General features: G+C 69.4%; 18 protein-coding genes, 2 tRNA genes and 1 rRNA gene. 16 read left to right on the forward strand and 5 right to left on the reverse strand.

Going from position 1 to position 19,307, the window contains the following annotated elements:
- The first annotated feature begins 174 nt into the window (after nucleotides 1-174).
- The 4 genes from FHU34_RS07755 (at nucleotide 175) to FHU34_RS07770 (ending at nucleotide 3,354) form a co-directional block, all read left to right on the forward strand.
- On the forward strand, nucleotides 175-801 hold the full coding sequence (locus FHU34_RS07755) for a mycothiol-dependent nitroreductase Rv2466c family protein (RefSeq protein ID WP_088988020.1): 627 nt from the start codon (nucleotides 175-177) through the stop codon (nucleotides 799-801).
- Between the two features lie 182 nt (nucleotides 802-983).
- The gene (locus tag FHU34_RS33210; RefSeq protein WP_208744942.1) at nucleotides 984-1,511 is read left to right on the forward strand and encodes a hypothetical protein; all 528 of its coding nucleotides are present in this window, start codon (nucleotides 984-986) and stop codon (nucleotides 1,509-1,511) included.
- Nucleotides 1,512-1,598: 87 nt separating this feature from the next.
- The gene (locus tag FHU34_RS07765; RefSeq protein WP_145779349.1) at nucleotides 1,599-2,798 is read left to right on the forward strand and encodes a DUF1015 family protein; all 1,200 of its coding nucleotides are present in this window, start codon (nucleotides 1,599-1,601) and stop codon (nucleotides 2,796-2,798) included.
- Nucleotides 2,799-2,886: 88 nt separating this feature from the next.
- Nucleotides 2,887-3,354: a ribose-5-phosphate isomerase gene (locus FHU34_RS07770; protein WP_145779350.1), complete on the forward strand. Its 468-nt coding sequence runs from the start codon at nucleotides 2,887-2,889 to the stop codon at nucleotides 3,352-3,354.
- A gap of 10 nt (nucleotides 3,355-3,364) precedes the next feature.
- Here FHU34_RS07770 and FHU34_RS07775 read toward each other — a convergent pair whose 3' ends face one another.
- The gene (locus FHU34_RS07775) at nucleotides 3,365-3,706 is read right to left on the reverse strand and encodes a hypothetical protein (protein ID WP_145779351.1); all 342 of its coding nucleotides are present in this window, start codon (nucleotides 3,704-3,706) and stop codon (nucleotides 3,365-3,367) included.
- Between the two features lie 140 nt (nucleotides 3,707-3,846).
- Here FHU34_RS07775 and FHU34_RS07780 point away from each other — a divergent pair, with 140 nt between their 5' ends.
- Complete coding sequence (locus FHU34_RS07780) at nucleotides 3,847-4,392, forward strand: hypothetical protein (RefSeq protein ID WP_145779352.1); 546 nt, start codon at nucleotides 3,847-3,849, stop codon at nucleotides 4,390-4,392.
- A 184-nt stretch (nucleotides 4,393-4,576) separates the two neighbouring features.
- On the opposite strand, the gene FHU34_RS07785 is transcribed toward FHU34_RS07780, so the two are convergent.
- Nucleotides 4,577-6,712, reverse strand: a complete 2,136-nt coding sequence (locus FHU34_RS07785; RefSeq protein WP_145779353.1) for a zinc carboxypeptidase — start codon at nucleotides 6,710-6,712, stop codon at nucleotides 4,577-4,579.
- Between the two features lie 217 nt (nucleotides 6,713-6,929).
- Between FHU34_RS07785 and FHU34_RS07790 the strand changes: the two genes are divergently transcribed.
- From FHU34_RS07790 to FHU34_RS07800, 3 genes are all read left to right on the forward strand, one after another.
- Complete coding sequence (locus tag FHU34_RS07790) at nucleotides 6,930-7,439, forward strand: SigE family RNA polymerase sigma factor (protein ID WP_145779354.1); 510 nt, start codon at nucleotides 6,930-6,932, stop codon at nucleotides 7,437-7,439.
- Entirely contained in the window at nucleotides 7,436-8,275 is an 840-nt protein-coding gene (locus tag FHU34_RS07795; RefSeq protein ID WP_145779355.1) for a hypothetical protein, read from the forward strand. The genes FHU34_RS07790 and FHU34_RS07795 overlap by 4 nt, the downstream gene beginning before the upstream one ends.
- A gap of 139 nt (nucleotides 8,276-8,414) precedes the next feature.
- Complete coding sequence (locus FHU34_RS07800; protein ID WP_244311579.1) at nucleotides 8,415-9,185, forward strand: hypothetical protein; 771 nt, start codon at nucleotides 8,415-8,417, stop codon at nucleotides 9,183-9,185.
- Between the two features lie 59 nt (nucleotides 9,186-9,244).
- Here FHU34_RS07800 and FHU34_RS07805 read toward each other — a convergent pair.
- Nucleotides 9,245-9,318 (reverse strand) — tRNA-Gly (locus FHU34_RS07805).
- A gap of 340 nt (nucleotides 9,319-9,658) precedes the next feature.
- Here FHU34_RS07805 and FHU34_RS07810 point away from each other — a divergent pair.
- The 5 genes from FHU34_RS07810 to clpX all read left to right on the forward strand — a co-directional run bounded on the left by FHU34_RS07810 (nucleotide 9,659) and on the right by clpX (nucleotide 14,233).
- A tRNA-Pro gene (locus FHU34_RS07810) sits at nucleotides 9,659-9,732 on the forward strand.
- 138 nt (nucleotides 9,733-9,870) lie between these two features.
- Nucleotides 9,871-11,217 carry a trigger factor gene (gene tig / locus FHU34_RS07815; RefSeq protein ID WP_145779356.1) on the forward strand — a complete coding sequence of 449 codons (1,347 nt, stop codon included), beginning with the start codon at nucleotides 9,871-9,873 and terminating at the stop codon, nucleotides 11,215-11,217.
- 194 nt (nucleotides 11,218-11,411) lie between these two features.
- Entirely contained in the window at nucleotides 11,412-12,053 is a 642-nt protein-coding gene (locus tag FHU34_RS07820; protein ID WP_088988027.1) for an ATP-dependent Clp protease proteolytic subunit, read from the forward strand.
- 10 nt (nucleotides 12,054-12,063) lie between these two features.
- Complete coding sequence (locus tag FHU34_RS07825) at nucleotides 12,064-12,726, forward strand: ATP-dependent Clp protease proteolytic subunit (protein ID WP_007464109.1); 663 nt, start codon at nucleotides 12,064-12,066, stop codon at nucleotides 12,724-12,726.
- Between the two features lie 211 nt (nucleotides 12,727-12,937).
- A complete protein-coding gene (clpX, locus tag FHU34_RS07830; RefSeq protein ID WP_145779357.1) occupies nucleotides 12,938-14,233 on the forward strand; it encodes an ATP-dependent Clp protease ATP-binding subunit ClpX in 1,296 nt (431 codons plus the stop codon).
- Nucleotides 14,234-14,257: 24 nt separating this feature from the next.
- On the opposite strand, the gene FHU34_RS07835 is transcribed toward clpX, so the two are convergent.
- A complete protein-coding gene (locus tag FHU34_RS07835; RefSeq protein WP_145779358.1) occupies nucleotides 14,258-14,884 on the reverse strand; it encodes a helix-turn-helix domain-containing protein in 627 nt (208 codons plus the stop codon).
- 41 nt (nucleotides 14,885-14,925) lie between these two features.
- On the opposite strand from FHU34_RS07835, the gene FHU34_RS07840 reads away from it, so the two are divergent.
- On the forward strand, nucleotides 14,926-15,759 hold the full coding sequence (locus FHU34_RS07840) for a DMT family transporter (protein ID WP_145779359.1): 834 nt from the start codon (nucleotides 14,926-14,928) through the stop codon (nucleotides 15,757-15,759).
- A gap of 39 nt (nucleotides 15,760-15,798) precedes the next feature.
- Nucleotides 15,799-16,596: a carbon-nitrogen hydrolase family protein gene (locus FHU34_RS07845; protein WP_145779360.1), complete on the forward strand. Its 798-nt coding sequence runs from the start codon at nucleotides 15,799-15,801 to the stop codon at nucleotides 16,594-16,596.
- 4 nt (nucleotides 16,597-16,600) lie between these two features.
- Here FHU34_RS07845 and FHU34_RS07850 read toward each other — a convergent pair whose 3' ends face one another.
- Nucleotides 16,601-16,825 (reverse strand): hypothetical protein, encoded by a 225-nt coding sequence (locus FHU34_RS07850; RefSeq protein WP_145779361.1) that lies wholly within the window; start codon nucleotides 16,823-16,825, stop codon nucleotides 16,601-16,603.
- 658 nt (nucleotides 16,826-17,483) lie between these two features.
- Here FHU34_RS07850 and FHU34_RS07855 point away from each other — a divergent pair.
- A 16S ribosomal RNA gene (locus tag FHU34_RS07855) occupies nucleotides 17,484-18,998 on the forward strand.
- Nucleotides 18,999-19,307 lie beyond the last annotated feature (309 nt).

The following is a 19,307-nucleotide window of genomic DNA, read 5'->3' on the forward strand; positions in this document are numbered from 1 at the left end:
GGCGTCCGTCTCCCAGCCACTCGTGACAGCTGGCCCGATTCGAGTCTTCCACGTACGGGCAGCCGGCGGTGGCCGAGGTCACGCTCTCATTCGGGTGCCGCTCGACGTGCCGTGGGGTGAAGATTCCGGTGAGACGCCGGAGCGCCGGCGCCCCTGTTGAGAAGGGACCTCACCGTGACCGATCGCGTCACCGCAGACATGTGGTTCGACCCGGCCTGCCCGTGGGCGTGGATCACGTCCCGCTGGCTGCTCGAGGTCGAGCAGGTCCGGGACGTGGACATCCGTTTCCACGTGATGAGCCTCGCTGTGCTCAACGACGGCCGGGACGAGCTGCCCGAGGAGTACAAGTCCTTCCTTCGCACCGCCTGGGGCCCGGTCCGGGTCTGCATCGCCGCCGAGCAGCGGTACGGCAACGACGTCCTGCGCCCGCTCTACACCGCGCTCGGCACCCGGATCCACCTCGGCAAGGAGGAGCGGCAGCGTGAGCTCTACGTCGCCGCGCTGACCGACGCCGGCCTGGACCCGGCCCTGGCCGACGCCGCCGACAGCACCGACTTCGACGAGGCGTTGCGGGCCAGCCACGAGGCGGGAATGCGCCCGGTCGGCCAGGACGTCGGCACGCCGGTCGTGCACGCGCCCGGCCCGGACGGCAGCCCTGTCGCGTTCTTCGGTCCGGTGATCACCCCGGCGCCGAAGGGGGAGGCCGCCGGTCGGCTCTGGGACGGCGTCCTGCTGGTCGCCGGCACGCCCGGCTTCTACGAGCTGAAGCGCACCCGCGAGCAGGGCCCGATCTTCGACTGAGCGGTGCGGAAGGGCCCCGGTCGGCGCTCGGCGCTGACCGGGGCCCTTTCCCGTACGCTCCCGGGCGTGTCGGGTCGCCGCCTCGCCCGTCCCGTCACCGGGAGACCGCTGCGCTCGTTGGCCTGCATGTCCGCCGCAGCGACCCGCAGGGTCGCAAGCCGCAGTCCGTGGAGGCAATCCCGATGGCCAAGCACCGTGCGTCCGGTGACGATCAGTTGACCCGCCCGGGGGTGATCGACAATTCCGGACCGGCCTACTGGTCGGTCGACGACTCCCGCTGGCCGGCGGTCCGTCCGGACCTGCCCGCCCACCTGGTCGATCTCCTCGCACCGCCCATCGTGGTGGGCGTGGCCCGGGTGCCGGTGACCTCCCGCCTCACACCGCCCGCCCCGGCCGACCCGCTGCCGGCAGCCGCCGACTCGGTGCCGGATCTGCTGGATCTGCCGGCCCTGCCGGATCTGCCGGCACTGGCGGCGCCGGCGGAACCCGCGCCCCCACCCCCGGCGCCGGCCGCGCCGCGCCCGGTGCCGACGCCGCCGCTGAACCCGCGGCCCGTCCCGTCACCGCCCCCGGACCGTCCCGTGCCGGGGCCGCCCGCCTCGCCTCGCCGCAGCGTGAACAGCGGACCCGTCGGAACCGTTCGACGGGGCAACAACGGGCCGGTGAGCGCGGGTCGACACCGTCGGGGCGTGTCCGACCGCGCCGGCTGACCGCCGCGCCGAGCCTGCTGCTTTCATCTGGTGGACGCCCTGCGGGTCCCCGTCGGCGGCGACATCGTCGCCGGTAGCGTCACGGGTATGACGGTCGTGCATCCGATCACCCGGGCGTGGGTCACCACTGGTGGCACCGGCGCGCAGAACTACGACGAGTTCGCCGACGACGCGGAGATCACCGCGATCATCGAGTCGAACCCGCACAGTGCCCTCGGCATCGAGATGCCGCACCGCGCTCCGCAGAGCCTGGGCAGGTCGTTCCTCGACGCGCTGCCGGACGCGGTCTCCCGCCTCGCCGAGGCCAAGGCGGACGGCAGCTACACCCCCGCCGAGCAGGTGGTGGTGCTCTACCGGATCACCGCAGCCGGAGAGGAGCCCGCGTACGGGCTGTTCGCGATGGTGGACACCGACCAGATCTCCACCCGGGCCGACGAGCCGGGCCTGGTCATCCGCAACGAGGACGTGTTCATCGCCAAGGTGCGCGAGCGGGTGGCACTGGCCGAGGCGCTGGGTCACCTGCTCTCACCCGTACTCCTGCTGCAGACCGGGCGTGGCGACGAGCTGCACGCCGCGCTCGCGACGGCGACCGAGACGGCCGGCGCGCCCGCCGCGACGGACACCGACCAGGCCGGCCGCACGCACGCCATCTGGTTGCTCGGCCCCGGCCCCGAGCAGACCGCGCTGACCGACCTCGCCGGTGGCGGAGAGCTGGTCGTGGCCGACGGCAACCATCGCAGCCTGGCCGCCCAGACCGGCGGGCTGACCCGCTTCCTGGCCGTGGTCACCACCCCCGCGTCGGTGGCCATCCAGCCCTACAACCGGCTGGTCAGCGAGCTGACCACGACGCCGGCCGAGCTGCTCGACCGGCTGCGGGCCGCGGGCGCCGCTGTCGAGCCGATCGACGGCCCGGTCGAGGTCCCGACGGACGGCGGCACCGTGCACCTCCGCCTCGACGGCCAGGGGTACGCGGTGCGCCTGCCGGCCACGGCCTCCGCCCGTCTGGAGAACCTGGACCACGCCCTGGTCGAGCGGTTGCTGCTGCGCGACGCGCTCGGTCTGGACCCGGGCGACAAGCGGATCACCTACGTCGGCGGTGACTACCCGGCGAGCTGGCTCACCGGTGAGGTCGACGCCGGCCGGGCCGAGCTGGCCATCCTGATCGCGCCGGTGACCGTGGCGGACTTCGTCGCGGTGAACCTGGCCCGGGAGAAGATGCCCCGCAAGAGCACCTGGTTCACCCCGAAGGCGCGCGGCGGTCTGGTCGTCGCCGAGCTGCCGCGCTGAGTGGCCCACCGCACGACCGTGTGACGAACCCGGCTCTCCGACGCCGCCGCTGCGACGTCGGAGAGCGCGGCCTGACAGACTGCCCGGTATGCGCGTCTACCTGGGATCCGATCACGCCGGTTTCGAGTTGAAGGTGCACCTCGCCAATCACCTGGCCAAGCAGGGGTACGAGGTGATCGACGTCGGCCCGCACGCCTACGACCCGGACGACGACTACCCGACGTTCTGCCTGCACACGGGCACCCAGGTGGTGGCCGACGAGACGGGCCTCGGCGTGGTCATCGGCGGGTCCGGCAACGGTGAGCAGATCGCCGCGAACAAGGTCGCCGGGGTCCGGGCCGCGCTGGCCTGGAGCGTGGAGACCGCTCAGCTGGCCCGCCAGCACAACGACGCCAACGTGGTAGCGGTCGGCGCCCGGCAGCACACGCTGGACGAGGCCACCGGCATCGTCGAGGCGTTCCTGAACACGCCGTTCTCCGGCAACGAGCGGCACGCCCGTCGGATCGCCCAGGTGGCCGAGTACGAGCAGACCCGACAGCTGCCCGACCTGCCCTGAGCCGGGGCGGTCAGCGCGGCGAGCGGGGCAGCTCCTCGCGGGGTACCCAGTTACGTCGGACGACCACCACCCGGGCCTCCGCCTCGGCCAGGTCGTCCTCGGTCGGTCGGGCCGCGTCCCGGGCTCGCAGGGCGGCGCTCAGCCCCACCTGGGACGAGCCCGAACCGACCAGCCCGCGTAGCCCTCGCTCGCCGTCGCGGTCGTCGCCGCCCGGGCCCCTGCGGCGCGGCGGCGGGTCGTCCCCGTCGTGTACCCCGGCGGTGCTGGCCGTCGGGGTGTCGGCGCCACGTCCGGCCGTGTCGGAGTCGGGGTGGTGGCGTAGCCGTCGCCGCCGTCGGTCCGGGTCACCCATCAGCCGACCGTACCCTGCCCGCTGTGGGATCGGGCACCGTCGGGTCGTCCTGTGTCTCGGGCGGGGTCGGCGACCGATTTGCCGGGTGGCTACCCTCGGAATCAGGCGGTGGTGATGCCGTCGGTCAGGGGGAGGACAAGATGGCAGACCAGACGCAGCCGTGGGCCGAGCGGACCGTGGAGGTGCCGCCGCAGGCCGGCGTCGGGGTGCCGCCGCAGCGGGACGGGTTCCGCCGGGGCGTGGCGCCGGTCGGTCAGCCGCGCACCCCGCGGACCGAGCCGTTCCCGGTGGTCGAGCAGGAGCCGACCGGCACCGGCTGGCCCGGTGGGCCGGTTCCTCGCCAGTCGCTGAGCTCACGGATGGCGCAGCTGCGTCGCGGCGGTGAGTGGAGTGCGGCGGCCGGGCTCTTCGCGTTCGTCTGCTGGGGGATCTGGGCGCTCTCCGGTCAGGGTGACCTCAGCGGCCCGGTGCTGGTGCTGGTGCTCAGCCTGTTGGTGGCGGTCGGCCTGTTCTCCCTGTCCCGGCTGGTCGGCCGGGTGGTGCTGGAACGGCAGATGGGTCGGGTCCGGCGCAGCGCCCGAGGCGCGCACCTGGCGACGGCGGTGTTCCTCGCCGGCCTCGGTGTGGCCTGGCTCCAGCAGACCGCGTGGGTCGTCTCCGCCTGGAACTGGATCTCCTCGAACTGATCCGGAGCGCGTACGGGCGGGTCGACTCGGAGCCGACCCGCCCGTACGCCCGGTCGCGGCACGCCGCGACACCGGTCGTCTCCCCACCAGGCACTGTCGCTGCTTACCCGGCCGGCCACGGTTCATCCGTGGCCGGCCGGTGCGTCTGGTACCCCGTTCGTGGCGGCCTGGCGCCGCTGAGGGATCAGCCGGCGGGTTGGGCGACGGCGTAGTCGCGGGCCACCCGCACCAGCTCGACCAGCCCGCCCGCGTACTCCTGCGACTCGCCGTGCGCCTCGTCGAACGGCGGCTGGAAGCCGACTCCCTCCCACTGGCCGGTGGCCGGGTTCCACCGGTCGTTGCCGACCTCGAAGTCCCAGGCGAAGATGCCCAGCTCGTAGTAGAGCTGGTCGGCCGAGTTGCCGGCGGCGGAGTAGAGCACGTCGGCCACCGGCCCGGTCTGCGACGGCCAGGTGACGGTGCCACGCTCCTGCGCGATGGCACCGACGATCCGCCGGGCGCTGTCGAGGAACAGCGTCGACTCGTCGATCGACGGCCGGGGCAGGGTGACCCTGCCGTCGGCCCGGTACGCCCCCGGCGGCCACATGAAGTACCCGCCGTAGGAGTGCACGTTCATCGCGAACTTGATGTTCGGGTGGTCCTGGGCGAGCGCGATCACGTTGCGGCTCTCCGCCTCGGACAGCTCGGCCGTGCCCGCGTAGTTGCCGGAAAGGCAGTTGGCGCTGGCGCCGACGTAGCCGTCGAAGTACGAACCGACTGTGTAGTTGCGGTTGATGTCGACGCCCCACGAGGTGCGGTTCTTCGGGTCGCGGGCCGGCCCGGTGCAGTGGTTGACCAGGTTCTTGCGCTGGAAGTTGAAGTCGTTGAACGAGTAGTTCGCGCCGTCGGGGTTGACCGTCGGGATGACGAAGATGTCGACCTGCTCCAGCAGCTCACGGGTGGCCGGGTCGGTCCGCGCGTTGGCCAGCATCCGCTCGGCGAACTCCAACGTCACAAGCGGAGTGGCCCACTCCCGGGCATGCTCCTGGGAGTACGCGAGCACACCCACCCGGGAGCCGTCCCGGTGGACGCCGAGGCGCAGCGCCTGCACCGTCCACGGCCGGGCCGGCACCTCGGTGCCCTGCAGACCGTCGTCGAGTCGGACCGGACCGGCGACGGGCATCGGCAGCCCGGTCGAGCCGTCCTCGACAGTGGCCCGGAACCGGTCCGGTTGGCGCGCGTTGATCGCTGCGGCGACCTCGTCGGTGGTGCTCACCGTCTTGCCCCCGGTGTCGGTGGCCAGCGACACGGTCAGGACGCGGTCGCGGTAGCCGACGGTCAGCGGCCGGTTCGGACGACCCGGGTCGACGGTGCGCACCTGCACACCGTTCATACCCTGGTCGCCGAAGCGCACCGAGTCCACGACCACGGCGGCGACCGCCGGGTCACCGAGGTACGCGGCGGCGGTACGTCGGTACCCCTGGGTCTTGTTCGGCAGGTCGATCACGTCGACCAGGTCCCGGTACTGGCGGGCCAGTCGCTTGATCCGTGACTGGATGTCCACCGGCGTCAGGTACGCGTCGATGAAGTCCTTCTGGTAGCCGACAGGCACCGGCGGCGGGGTGGCGTTGGGCCAGAGCGTCGGCGTGATCGCCCGACTGACCCCGCCGAGGCTGGAGGTGGCCGTCAGCTGGACTGGTCGACCGGGCACCGGCTGGGGGAGCGCGTAGTGGTACTGGTACTCGCCGGAGTCCTCGAAGCGGTAGAGCGGGAACGAGCCGGTCGCCCCGTCCGCCGTCCGCCAGTTGACGGTGATCTCCACGTCCGGGTCGTCGGTGGCGGTGGTGGCCACCTGCGCCTGGAGGAACGTCTGGCCGGTCGTGGTCCACCAGTACGCCTGCTGGACGTGGAGGGTGTCGGTGTTGGTGGCGGTGCGCTGGCCGGCCGGAGCGCGTAGTCCGGTGGCGGTGCGGGCCTGCGCCGCGCGGACGCTCTCGGCGTAGTTTCGGCTGCCGTCCCCGGCACGCTGCACGATCTGTATCGCCGTGGCGCCCTGCGCGGTCAGGTCGGCGAGTTGTGTGCCGCTCAGCACGAGGTCGGCGAGGATCCGTCCGTCCCGCGTGCGGGGCCGGTTGGCCAGGTCCGCGCCGGTGGCGACCAGCCGGTCGAGCTGCGCCTGATCGCGTAGCTGCACCCGGACCACTGCGGTTTCGGTGGCGCTCACTGTGATCGGTGGGGCGGGGTCGGCTGGCGCCGCGGTTCCCGGTGCGGGGTGGGACAGCACTGCGCTGAACAGGATTACTGTGCTGGCGGCAGCTGTCCACCGTCGTCGGACGATCATGTGCCCTCCTGACGGATGTCGATGTCACTGGTCCTTACACCAGTCCATAGATCGACACCTGTCAAGGTTGTGCGGGCCGACCGCCACCCTTGACCCCGCCCCGAGCTGCTGAACGCGCCAGTTGGTCGTTGACTGCCGTGAAACGAGTGCGAGTTCAGGAGCAACCCTCTGCGCCCGACCCCGCGTGACTACCTCGAAACGGGGATCGGAGGCCTGAATGAGCGATCGCGACACGGCGTTCGCCGAGTACTTCGCGGCTCGGTCCGGTGCCATGCGCGGCACCGCGTACCTGCTGTGCGGCGACTGGCACCGTGCCGAGGACCTGGTCCAGACCGCGTTCGTCAAGCTCTACCGGGTCTGGAATCGGATCTCCCGGCACGAGGTGCTCGACAGCTACGTACGCCAGATCCTGATCCGCACATTCCTCGACGAGCGACGGCGTGGCTGGTGGCGGCGCGAACGGGTGGTAGGCGAGGACGCCGAGCAGGTGGCCCCGCCGGACTCGCCGGAGAGCCGGCTGCTGCTGCTCCAGGCGCTGGCGTGCGTGGCACCGCGCCAACGCGCCGTGCTGGTTCTCCGCTACTGGGAGGACCTGTCGGTCGAGGACGTCGCGGCGCTGCTGGAGTGTTCTCCAGGGACGGTGAAGAGCCAGGCGGCACGCGGGCTCGACACGTTGCGTGGCCTCCTGGCACCCACCTACAGCGAGATCGGTATGGGGGAGCGATGAACGAAGACGAGTTGCGTGCGAGGTTGCGCGGCGAGATGGCGAGCCTCACCCCGCCACCACCATTGAGTACGGCGGCCACGCTCGGCGTGGCCCGGCGGGCGAACGTCCGCCACCGTGCGGTGTGGGCGTCGGTCGGGACCGCGGCTGTCGTATTGGCGGTCACGGGCTTCGCGGCCGTCGCCACTCCGGACGGCCGTGTCTACCAACCTGGGGGTCCGCCGGTCGCGCCGGATGCGTCGGGCGACACCGCGAAGCCGTGGCCGACCGGCCCCGACGGTCGACCGCAGGAGGACCGGACGGCGCGGGCCGGCACCAAGTACGACGAAGGGGCCAAACTGCTCCGAGATGTCGTCGCGATCGTGCCCACCGGCTACAGCACCCCCGACGACCCGCCGAACCCGCCGGACGGCCAACTGACCCTACGGACCCACCAGGCGCAGTTCGAGGCCACAGTGGACGGGGTCGACAGGTGGAGTTACTCGACCTCCGTGGCCGTGGCGCAGGGCGAGGGCACCGGGCGCGTCATCGTCGAGGTGCACGAGGCGGGCACCCACGAACTGCCCACCGAACCGTGTGCCCTGGCCCAGACGTTCTGGGGCATGGAGGGCGAATGTCAGGTCGAGACCGTGGGAACGGCGCAGGTCGGCGTGGTGGTTCGACCCGGCAGGGACGACCGGCTGGACCAGTGGTCGGCGTACCGCCACCCGGATGGCGTGGTGGTGTACGTGGCGCAGGGCAAGAAGCTCGACGAGCTTCGGCCGGAGCTGACGAAGCTGCCGTTCTCCGTGCCGCAACTGGCGGCCCTCGCGATCGACGAGCGGTTCCACCTGAAGTGACATGGTGACCCGGGCGCCCCGGGTGGGCCCAGGTGCCGCGACCATGCGGTCCACCTGGGCCTTCTTCGTCCCCGTTGACGGGCACCCGTTCGTGGACCACGGGGACTACCCTCAGCCGCACCGAGCCAGAGGAGGGCCAGTGCGGCATCGGCTGCGGGGCATTGCAATGGTGTTGCTCGGCGCGGTGCTGCTGGGCACGCCGGGTCTCGCTCTCGGCTCCTGGTACGGCGGCCGGGGCACCGTACCGCTCAGCTTCGAACGTGCGACGGGTATCGCGGCGGAGCTTCTCCCGCAGGCCGAGTCGGCCGGCATGCGGCTCGAACGCGGCTTCGGGTACGGCACTTTCCTCGCTTCGGACGACTTCGGTTCGTCCCGCGCGACATTCCAGTACGGCATCCCCCGCGCCGACTGCGCGCTCTCCGATCAGCTGCGCCAGAATGCCGCGTCGAAGGGGTGGCCGACCCTGCACCGGGTCTCGGGCGGCCCGTGCGACGGCTGGCGCACCGAGGCGGACGGACTGGACGTCACGCTCAACCACCGCGACACCGTCTCGACGCTGACCATCGCCCCGGCCGCGCCGGACGGTTTCCTCGCCACCACCCTCGTCGGCGCCCTGCTCGGCGGAGCCGCCGGCGCGGCGCTGTTCTGGTGGGTGGCGCGGCGACGGCCGCCCGTACCCCGGGTGGCTCGCACGCTGCTGACCGTCGCCCTGCTGCCCGGCACTCTGCTCACCTGGCGGGGCGTCGCCTCGCACGGGCTCGCCAACCCGGTCTGGCCCCTCTGGCGGTCACTCGCGCCGCTGCTGTGGCCGCTGTCGCTCGCGACTGTGCTGGCCGTGTTGATCATTTATCTGCGGAGACGTAACCGGACGGACGCCGCCGAGCCGACAGTTGCCAGCACCGCTGACTAGGGGAGTGACCGACCGGCCCGGATCGAGCGATGGAGCCTCTGACCTGGGCCGGTGGCCGTTGGAGCGGGCGACGAGAATCGAACTCGCGTAGTCAGTTTGGAAGACTGAAGCTCTACCATTGAGCTACGCCCGCGTGCGCCCCGTCGGAACGAGGTGCACCGACAGCGTACCCAATGTCGACGCCCGACGCGTAACCGCGCCACCGCCCCGCGGTACCCGCGTCGTCCCGACGCCGCGTCGCCCCTCCCCAAGACCGCGTCGTGCCTCCCCAAGATCCGCACAACATCAGGGATGTAGTGGTATCTGCGCGTCGTGAGGCCCCTATATCCAGGAAGTTGTGTGGATCTTGCGGCCCGTGCGGCCCCGCGCGACGCCCAGAGGTGGCGATGTGGGCGCTTTCGGGAGATGTGTCCGGGTGGGGGATGCCCCGGCACCGCCTGGGACGCGACGACGGCATAGACTGCTCGTCGCCACGGGGTGTGGCGCAGCTTGGTAGCGCACTCGCTTTGGGAGCGAGGGGCCGTGGGTTCAAATCCCGCCACCCCGACTGTCGTCCGCGGCCGGGCCGACCCGGGTGCCGCCCAGTGCGGTCCCCGGGCGATGCCGGAGCGTCAGGCCGGCTCGCCTACACTCGATGGGCTGAATCACGCCCAGACTCAACTGAGATCCGTCAAGGAGTACGCCTGTGAAGAGCACCGTCGAGACTCTGAGCCCGACGCGCGTGCGGCTCGCCATCGAGGTGCCGTTCGTCGAGCTCGAGCCGAGCCTCAAGAAGGCGTACCGGGAGATCGGTTCGCAGGTCCAGGTTCCGGGCTTCCGCCGGGGCAAGGTGCCGACCGCCGTGATCGACCAGCGGGTCGGCCGGGGCACCGTCCTCAACGAGGCGGTCCAGGAGGCCATCCCGGAGAACATCCTCGCCGCGGTGCGTGAGCACGACCTCAAGACGCTGGGGCGCCCCGAGGTCGAGATCACCGAGTTCAACGACGGTGACTCGCTGAACTTCACCGCCGAGGTCGACGTCCGCCCGGAGATCACCATCCCGGACGCGTCGACCATCGAGGTGGTCGTCGACGAGCTGCAGATCGACGAGAGCGAGATCGACGAGCAGGTGAAGAACCTGCGGGAGCGTTTCGCGACCCTCAAGACGGTCGAGCGGGCCGCCGCCGAGGGTGACTACGTCCAGATCGACCTCAACGCCACCGTCGACGGCGAGGACGTGCCGGGCGGCCAGGCCAGCAACATCTCCCACGAGGTGGGCAGCAAGCAGCTCCTCCCGGGCCTCGACGAGGCCGTGGTCGGCCTCGCCGCCGGCGACGACACCACCTTCACCACCCAGCTGGTCGGCGGCGACTTCGCCGGTCGCGACGCCGAGGTGGCGGTGACCGTGCGCACGGTCAAGGAGAAGGAGCTGCCCGAGCTGAACGACGAGTTCGCCCAGATGGCGAGCGAGTTCGACACGATCGAGGAGCTGCGCGGCGACCTGCGTTCGCGGGTCACCCAGGGCAAGCAGGTCGAGCAGATCTACGCCGCTCGGGACAAGGCCCTGGCGCAGCTGGTCGAGGCCGCCGAGATCCCGGCCCCGGAGGGTGTCGTCCGCGAGGAGGTCGAGAGCCGCAAGCAGGCGATGGTCGACCAGCTGGAGCGGATCGGCGCCTCCATGGAGGAGTACCTCGCGGCCGAGGACAAGACCGAGGAGCAGATCGACGCCGAGCTGACCGAGGCGGCGACCGAGGGCGTCAAGGTCCAGCTCCTGCTGGACACGCTGGCCGACGCCGAGGACGTGCAGGTCTCCGACGACGAGTTCGGTCACGAGATCGTGCACCGGGCGCAGCGCGCCGGTATGGCCCCGCAGCAGTACTACGACCAGCTGGTGCGCTCCGGCGCGGCCGCCGCCGTCTTCGGCGACGTGCGGCGGGGCAAGGCGCTCGCGGCCGTCATGGAGCGGATCACGATCAAGGACGCGGCCGGCAACGGCATCACCCTTGACGCGCTGCGCGCCGCCAACGAGGCCGAGCACAACCACCAGCACTGATCGTCGGGTGCGGCCGCCGTCCGCCGCTGTGCGGTGGACGGCGGCCGAATCCTTTCCCCGGGTACGCCGGGAGCCCGCGCCGCGGGTGTGCCCGACACAGCTGCGCTGAGAGCGAACAGTGCCCCGACCGGGACTCTGCCGCCCCGCACACCGGTTAGTGTCGGGAAAGACGGTACGGAGAGCGAAGGGCTGCCATGACCGACATGCACATCCCCAAGAAGTCGCTCCGGGCGATTGACGCGCGCGGTGGCGACTCCATTGGCAACCTCGACGACTCGGTCTACAACCGGTTGCTCAAGGAACGCATCATCTTCCTGGGCAGTGAGGTGACCGACCAGGTCGCCAACCGCATCTGCGCGCAGCTGCTGCTGCTCGCCGCGGAGGACCCGGACCGCGACATCAACCTGTGGATCAACTCGCCGGGTGGCTCGGTCTACTCCGGCATGGCGATCTACGACACCATGCAGTTCATCGACAACGACGTGTCGACCGTGGCGATGGGCATGGCGGCCTCGATGGGCCAGCTGCTGCTCTGCGCGGGCACCAAGGGCAAGCGTTACGCCCTGCCGCACGCCCGGATCATGATGCACCAGCCGTCCGGCGGCCTGGGCGGCACGGCGTCCGACATCGCCATCCAGGCGGAGCAGATGCTCTACACGAAGCGGATGTTCCAGGAGCGGGTCGCGCACCACACCGGCCAAGACCAGTCGCAGATCGAGGCGGACTCGGACCGGGACCGTTGGTTCACCGCCCAGGAGGCCATGGACTACGGCTTCATCGACAAGGTGATCATCGGGGCCGCTCAGGTTCCGGATGGCGCCGGGACCCTGAGCTGAGGAGCTGACGATGACTGATCTGAGCCTGCCGCCCCAGTTCGCGGCCGTGCACAACCGTTACGTGTTGCCGTCGTTCGTGGAGCGCACGTCGTACGGGGTCAAGGAGTCCAACCCGTACAACAAGCTCTTCGAGGACCGGATCATCTTCCTCGGCGTGCAGGTGGACGACGCGTCGGCCAATGACGTGATGGCCCAGCTGCTGACGCTCGAGGGCACCGACCCGGACCGCGACATCATCATGTACATCAACTCGCCGGGTGGCTCGTTCACCGCGATGACGGCGATCTACGACACCATGCAGTACGTCCGTCCGGACATCCAGACGGTCTGCCTCGGGCAGGCCGCCAGCGCGGCGGCGGTGCTGCTGTCGGCGGGCACCGCGGGTAAGCGGATGGCGCTTCCGAACTCGCGGATCATCATCCACCAGCCGGCCACCGAGGGCGGCTACGGGCAGGGCTCGGACATCGAGATCCAGGCTCGGGAGATCCTGCGGATGCGGACGCAGTTGGAGGACATGCTGTCCCGCCACTGCAACCGGCCGATCGAGCAGGTTCGCAAGGACATCGACCGTGACAAGATCATGACGGCCGAGGAATCCAAGGAGTACGGGCTGGTCGACACGATCCTGACCAGCCGCAAGAAGGGTCTGCTGGCGACCCACTCCGCCAGCTGAGCTGTACCGGGTCAGAGGTTGGCCGGGGCGTGAAGTTCCCGGCCGACCTCTGACACACCCGTTTTGGGGGTCGGAGATTGCCCCGGCAGCGGGTAACGTCGGGTCCGTACCGCTTCGCCGGTCGGGTCGACGAAGCGAACCACACCGGGCGGCGCGCAGCGTCAGCAGGTCAGGGCCGGGGTTCCGGCCGATGAGTGCAGGGAGAACGTAGGTGGCACGGATCGGTGACGGCGGCGACCTACTGAAATGCTCCTTCTGCGGCAAGTCGCAGAAGCAGGTCAAGAAGCTCATCGCGGGCCCAGGGGTCTACATCTGCGACGAGTGCATCGATCTCTGCAACGAGATCATCGAAGAGGAGCTGGCCGAGTCCGGCGAGGTGAAGTGGGAAGAGCTTCCCAAGCCGATGGAGATCTGCCAGTTCCTCGACAACTACGTCGTGGGGCAGGACCAGGCCAAGAAGGCCCTCGCCGTCGCGGTCTACAACCACTACAAGCGAATCCAGGCCGAGGCGGCGAATGCTCCCGGCTCCGGCAGTGATGCCGTCGAGCTGGCCAAGTCCAACATCCTGCTGCTCGGCCCGACCGGGTGCGGCAAGACCCACCTGGCGCAGACCCTCGCCCGGATGTTGAACGTCCCGTTCGCCATCGCCGACGCCACGGCGCTGACCGAGGCGGGCTACGTGGGTGAGGACGTCGAGAACATCCTCCTCAAGCTGATCCAGGCCGCGGACTACGACATCAAGCGCGCCGAGACCGGCATCATCTACATCGACGAGGTCGACAAGATCGCCCGTAAGTCGGAGAACCCGTCGATCACGCGCGACGTCTCCGGCGAGGGCGTGCAGCAGGCCCTGCTCAAGATGCTGGAAGGCACGGTGGCCAACGTGCCGCCGCAGGGCGGTCGCAAGCACCCCCACCAGGAGTTCATCCAGATCGACACCACGAACGTGCTGTTCATCTGCGGCGGTGCGTTCGCGGGTCTCGACCAGATCATCGAGTCCCGTACCGGCCAGGGCGGCACCGGCTTCGGTGCCCGGCTGCGGTCGGTGTCCGAGCGGTCGACCGACGACATCTTCAGCCAGGTCATGCCGGAAGACATGCTCAAGTTCGGGCTCATCCCGGAGTTCGTGGGCCGGCTGCCGGTGATCACCAACGTGCGCAGTCTGGACCGCAGCGCTTTGGTGCGCATCCTCACCGAGCCGCGCAACGCGCTCGTCCGGCAGTACCAGCGCCTGTTCGAGCTGGACGGCGTCGAGCTGGAGTTCGACGAGCCGGCGCTGGAGGCGATCGCCGACCAGGCGATGCTGCGAGGCACCGGTGCCCGTGGCCTGCGCGCCATCATCGAGGAAGTCCTGCTCTCCGCGATGTACGAGGTGCCGAGCAACCCCGACGCCGCCCGGGTGCTGATCACCCGCGAGGTGGTCCTGGAGAACGTCAACCCGACGATCGTTCCGCGCGAGTTCACCGGGCGTCGGGCCCGGCGGGACCGCGAGGAGAAGTCGGCCTGATCCTCCCCACGCCACGCCGGCCGCTCACTCCTGACGCGGCCGGCGTGATCGCGTTCGGCGGTCCCACTCGCCCGACGGGGTGACGGTCACCATCATCAGCCGAGCCGGTTCGGTGGTGTCGTTGCGATAGCCGTGTTCCCGGTCGGCGTGGAATTCGATGGTCTCCCCGGCCCGTACCCCGTGGTCCTGCCCGTCGACGCGGACGACCACAGAGCCGGTGAGGACGTGCAGCACCTCCCGCGTGCCGCGCGGGTGGTCGGCGGACCGGTGATCCTCGCCCGGCACGAGCTGCCAGTCCCACAGTTCGACGAGGTCGGGCTCGCCAAGGCCGCTCAGCAGACGGGCCGTGCCGCCGTGCTCACCCTGCCAGAGCACCGGCGCCTGAGCCGCTGAGGTGATCTTCACGGCCTGTTCCTCGGCCGGCTCCAGGAGTTGGGCGATGTTGACGCCGAAGGCGTCCGCGACCCGGCACAGCGTGCCGACGCTCGGGTTGGTGCGCGCGCCCTCGATCTGCACGAGCATCCCCTTGCTCACCCCGGACCGACCGGCCAACTCCTCGAAGGACCAGCCTCGGGCGGCCCGTAGGTCGCGTACCTGTCGGGCCACCGCGGCGGTCACCGCACCCACCCGATCCGCTCCCGCCTCGGTCATTAAACTATCCTTCACGGTCACTATTATGGTACGACAGTGGCATGCTCCCCATTGTCCTGGCAACGGTGGCCGCCGTCGCGTTCGGCATCGCCGACTTCTCCGGCGGCAAGGCGTCCCGTCGCGCCAACCCGATCGCCGTGACCGTCGTCTCCCAACTCCTGAGCGTTCCACTGCTGGTCGTACTCGTGTTGGCGGTGCCCGGCACCCCGACCGTCGGTGACATCGCCTGGGGCCTGCTCGCCGGGGTGGCTGGCGCCGGCGGGGTCATGCTGCTCTACCGGGCCCTCGCCGGCGGGATGATGGCCGTCGTGGCGCCGGTCACCGCCATCACCGCCGCAGTGGTGCCGATCATCGCTGGCCTGTTCACCGCGTCCTTCCCCGGTGCACTGGCGCTCACCGGCGCGGGTCTCGCGGTGCTGGCGATCGCCCTGGTCAGCCTGGGGGAGAGTGGCGGACGGAAGGGTGTCCCGGCACGGCTCGTCGGGCTCGCCCTCGCCGCCGGAGCGCTCTTCGGTGTCTTCTTCACCCTCCTCGGCCAGGCCGACGAGAGCGCCGGGATGTGGCCGGTGGCGGCGGTACGGGCCAGCTCGATCGCTGTCGGCCTCGCGCTGGCCGCCGGCACCGGCGTGCGCCTGCGACTGGAACGACGGGTGCTGGGCTGGGCAGCGGTCGCCGGTCTGCTGGACAGTGCCGCCAACGGGCTCTTCCTGGCCGCCGCTGCCCGTGGCCACCTGAGCATCATCGCGGCCATCGCCGCGCTCTACCCGGCCAGCACCGTCCTGCTGGCGTTGGCCGTCGACCGGGAGCGGCTGCGCCCGGTCCAGGTCGCCGGGCTCGGGTTCGCCGCCGGGGCTCTGGTGTTGGCCAGCCTCTGACGCTGTCCACGCCGGCTCCTCCGGTCGTACCCTGTGCTCATGCGTGTCGCCGTCTGCCAGCTGAACGCCCGGGACGACCACAAGGCCAACCTGGCCGCCGCGGAGGTCCTGCTGGAACGTGCGGCGGCGGGTGGCGCGGACCTGGCCGTCCTACCTGAGTACGTCGACTACCTCGGCCCGGCCGCCGGGTTGCCCGACCCGGAGCCGGTGGACGGAGAGGTCGGCAGCTTCTTCGCCGGAATCGCCCGGCGGCTCGGGATCTGGTTGGTCGCCGGCTCGTTCCACGAGGCCGGTCCGGACCCGGAGCACACCTGGAACACGTCGCTGGTCTTCGACCGCACCGGCAGCCTGGCCGCGAGCTACCGCAAGATCCATCTGTACGACGTCGAGATCCCCGGTCGGGTCTCCTATCTGGAGTCCGCGACCGTCGCGCCCGGGGACCAACCGGTGGTGGTGGACGTCGAGGGTCTGCGCGTCGGTCTGTCGATCTGCTACGACCTGCGCTTCCCGGAGCTGTACCGGCTGCTCGCCACCGATGGGGGAGCACACCTGCTGGTAGTGCCGGCGGCATTCATGATGCACACCGGGCGGGACCACTGGGAGGTCCTGCTGCGGGCCCGGGCGATCGAGAACCAGTGCTTCGTGGCGGCGGCCGGCCAGACCGGCGACCACGAGCCGGGCCGTACCTGCTTCGGTCGCAGCATGGTGGTCGACCCGTGGGGGACGGTCCTCACCCAGCTACCGGACGGCCCTGGTGTGTCGGTCGTCGACCTGGACCTCGATCGCCTCGCCACGATCCGGGCCGAGCTGCCCAGCCTGGCGAACCGTCGGCTGTAGAGCCTCAGCCCTCCAGCAGGACGCCGATCACCGCGAAGCCGGCGATCGCCGCAGCGGTGACCAACAGCGCCGTGGTCATCCGGGACCTGCCCCGCCGAGCGAGCCGTCCGACCGACAGCACCAGGACGACGAGCACGACCGCGCCGATTACCACCTGCCAGAACGGCAGGAGGAGGCCGAGCAGAGCCTCCTCGGCGAACACCCTCGCCCCGCGCCCGGACTCATCCATGCCTGACACTCTGGCACGTCGGCACAGCTCGCGTCCCCCAGCTCGGCGAGGGACTGTCGCCTGAGCTGCGTCGGAGGCCGCGCGAGCCGCTCGGCCAAACCAGTGATGAACCCTGATTTGCCTTCTCCGGGCCGTCCGCGTAACTTTCTCTCTGCACGGGGGAGGCCGGACAAACCGGCTGAGAACGGGCACCGGGCTCGTGGCGGTAACGCCGAGCGAGACCGAGGATCGGGCGGTGCGGAACACTCCGGATACGGAGTTGCGAACGCGAAGCCGACCGGGTAGAGTTTCGAAGCCGGCAGGAGCCGGGCGGAGAGCCGCGAAGCGGCGATCGGCCGGTCTGCGGCTTCCCACGACAGTAGCGACCGCCGGGTACGGCGTGCGTCATCGTGGAATCGGACGAGCCACATTGATCGCCTCGAACATGAGGTTGACAATGAAAGTTCGACCAAGTAAGTTTGAGCGGTTGCCCCGATACGGGGTTCCACTGAGGTGGGGCTTCTGGTCGGTGTGTGGTTGTTCTTTGAGAACTCAACAGGGTGCTTGTAAAGCCAGTGCCAATTATGATTTATACCCCGGACTGGTCAGTTTTTGCTGGCTGGTTGGGATTCCTTTGGCAACATTTGTTTGTTGTCAGGATGCTGTTCAACATAGTTTTTTGTTGGAGAGTTTGATCCTGGCTCAGGACGAACGCTGGCGGCGTGCTTAACACATGCAAGTCGAGCGGAAAGGCCCTTCGGGGTACTCGAGCGGCGAACGGGTGAGTAACACGTGAGCAACCTGCCCCAAGCTTTGGGATAACCCTCGGAAACGGGGGCTAATACCGAATATTACTGCTGGCCGCATGGCTGGTGGTGGAAAGTTTTTCGGCTTGGGATGGGCTCGCGGCCTATCAGCTTGTTGGTGGGGTGATGGCCTACCAAGGCGACGACGGGTAGCCGGCCTGAGAGGGCGACCGGCCACACTGGGACTGAGACACGGCCCAGACTCCTACGGGAGGCAGCAGTGGGGAATATTGCACAATGGGCGGAAGCCTGATGCAGCGACGCCGCGTGAGGGATGACGGCCTTCGGGTTGTAAACCTCTTTCAGCAGGGACGAAGCGAGAGTGACGGTACCTGCAGAAGAAGCACCGGCCAACTACGTGCCAGCAGCCGCGGTAAGACGTAGGGTGCGAGCGTTGTCCGGATTTATTGGGCGTAAAGAGCTCGTAGGCGGCTTGTCGCGTCGACCGTGAAAACTTGGGGCTCAACCCCAAGCCTGCGGTCGATACGGGCAGGCTAGAGTTCGGTAGGGGAGACTGGAATTCCTGGTGTAGCGGTGAAATGCGCAGATATCAGGAGGAACACCGGTGGCGAAGGCGGGTCTCTGGGCCGATACTGACGCTGAGGAGCGAAAGCGTGGGGAGCGAACAGGATTAGATACCCTGGTAGTCCACGCTGTAAACGTTGGGCGCTAGGTGTGGGGGGCCTCTCCGGTTCCCTGTGCCGCAGCTAACGCATTAAGCGCCCCGCCTGGGGAGTACGGCCGCAAGGCTAAAACTCAAAGGAATTGACGGGGGCCCGCACAAGCGGCGGAGCATGCGGATTAATTCGATGCAACGCGAAGAACCTTACCTGGGTTTGACATGGCCGCAAAACCTCCAGAGATGGGGGGTCCTTCGGGGGCGGTCACAGGTGGTGCATGGCTGTCGTCAGCTCGTGTCGTGAGATGTTGGGTTAAGTCCCGCAACGAGCGCAACCCTCGTTCGATGTTGCCAGCGCGTTATGGCGGGGACTCATCGAAGACTGCCGGGGTCAACTCGGAGGAAGGTGGGGATGACGTCAAGTCATCATGCCCCTTATGTCCAGGGCTTCACGCATGCTACAATGGCCGGTACAATGGGCTGCGATACCGTGAGGTGGAGCGAATCCCAAAAAGCCGGTCTCAGTTCGGATCGGGGTCTGCAACTCGACCCCGTGAAGTCGGAGTCGCTAGTAATCGCAGATCAGCAACGCTGCGGTGAATACGTTCCCGGGCCTTGTACACACCGCCCGTCACGTCACGAAAGTCGGCAACACCCGAAGCCGGTGGCCCAACCCTTGTGGAGGGAGCCGTCGAAGGTGGGGCTGGCGATTGGGACGAAGTCGTAACAAGGTAGCCGTACCGGAAGGTGCGGCTGGATCACCTCCTTTCTAAGGAGCACCTTCCGACGAAAGTCGGTAAGGAGCCCGCATCACCCGAATGTGGTGGTGGGGTGCTCGAATGGCGGAGACACTGGCAAGTTTTGCCCTGGCAACGGCCGGCGGCGCCTAGTACAGCCACCGCTGGGTGGTGGGAACGGTGGCTTCTGGTGCGGCTGGGGGAGAATGTGAGCACCCTGTTGGGTCCTGAAAGAACAACCATCGTGTTGTTTCTTTCGGAACCGTAGCGAGCCTGTGGGTTCGCGAGGTTGCCAGGCATGGCCTGGCCTCACATACCGCTGGTCTGAGGACTGGGTTTGG

Origin of the sequence: Micromonospora taraxaci (genome assembly GCF_007830095.1) — a bacterium.
GTDB lineage: Bacteria > Actinomycetota > Actinomycetes > Mycobacteriales > Micromonosporaceae > Micromonospora > Micromonospora taraxaci.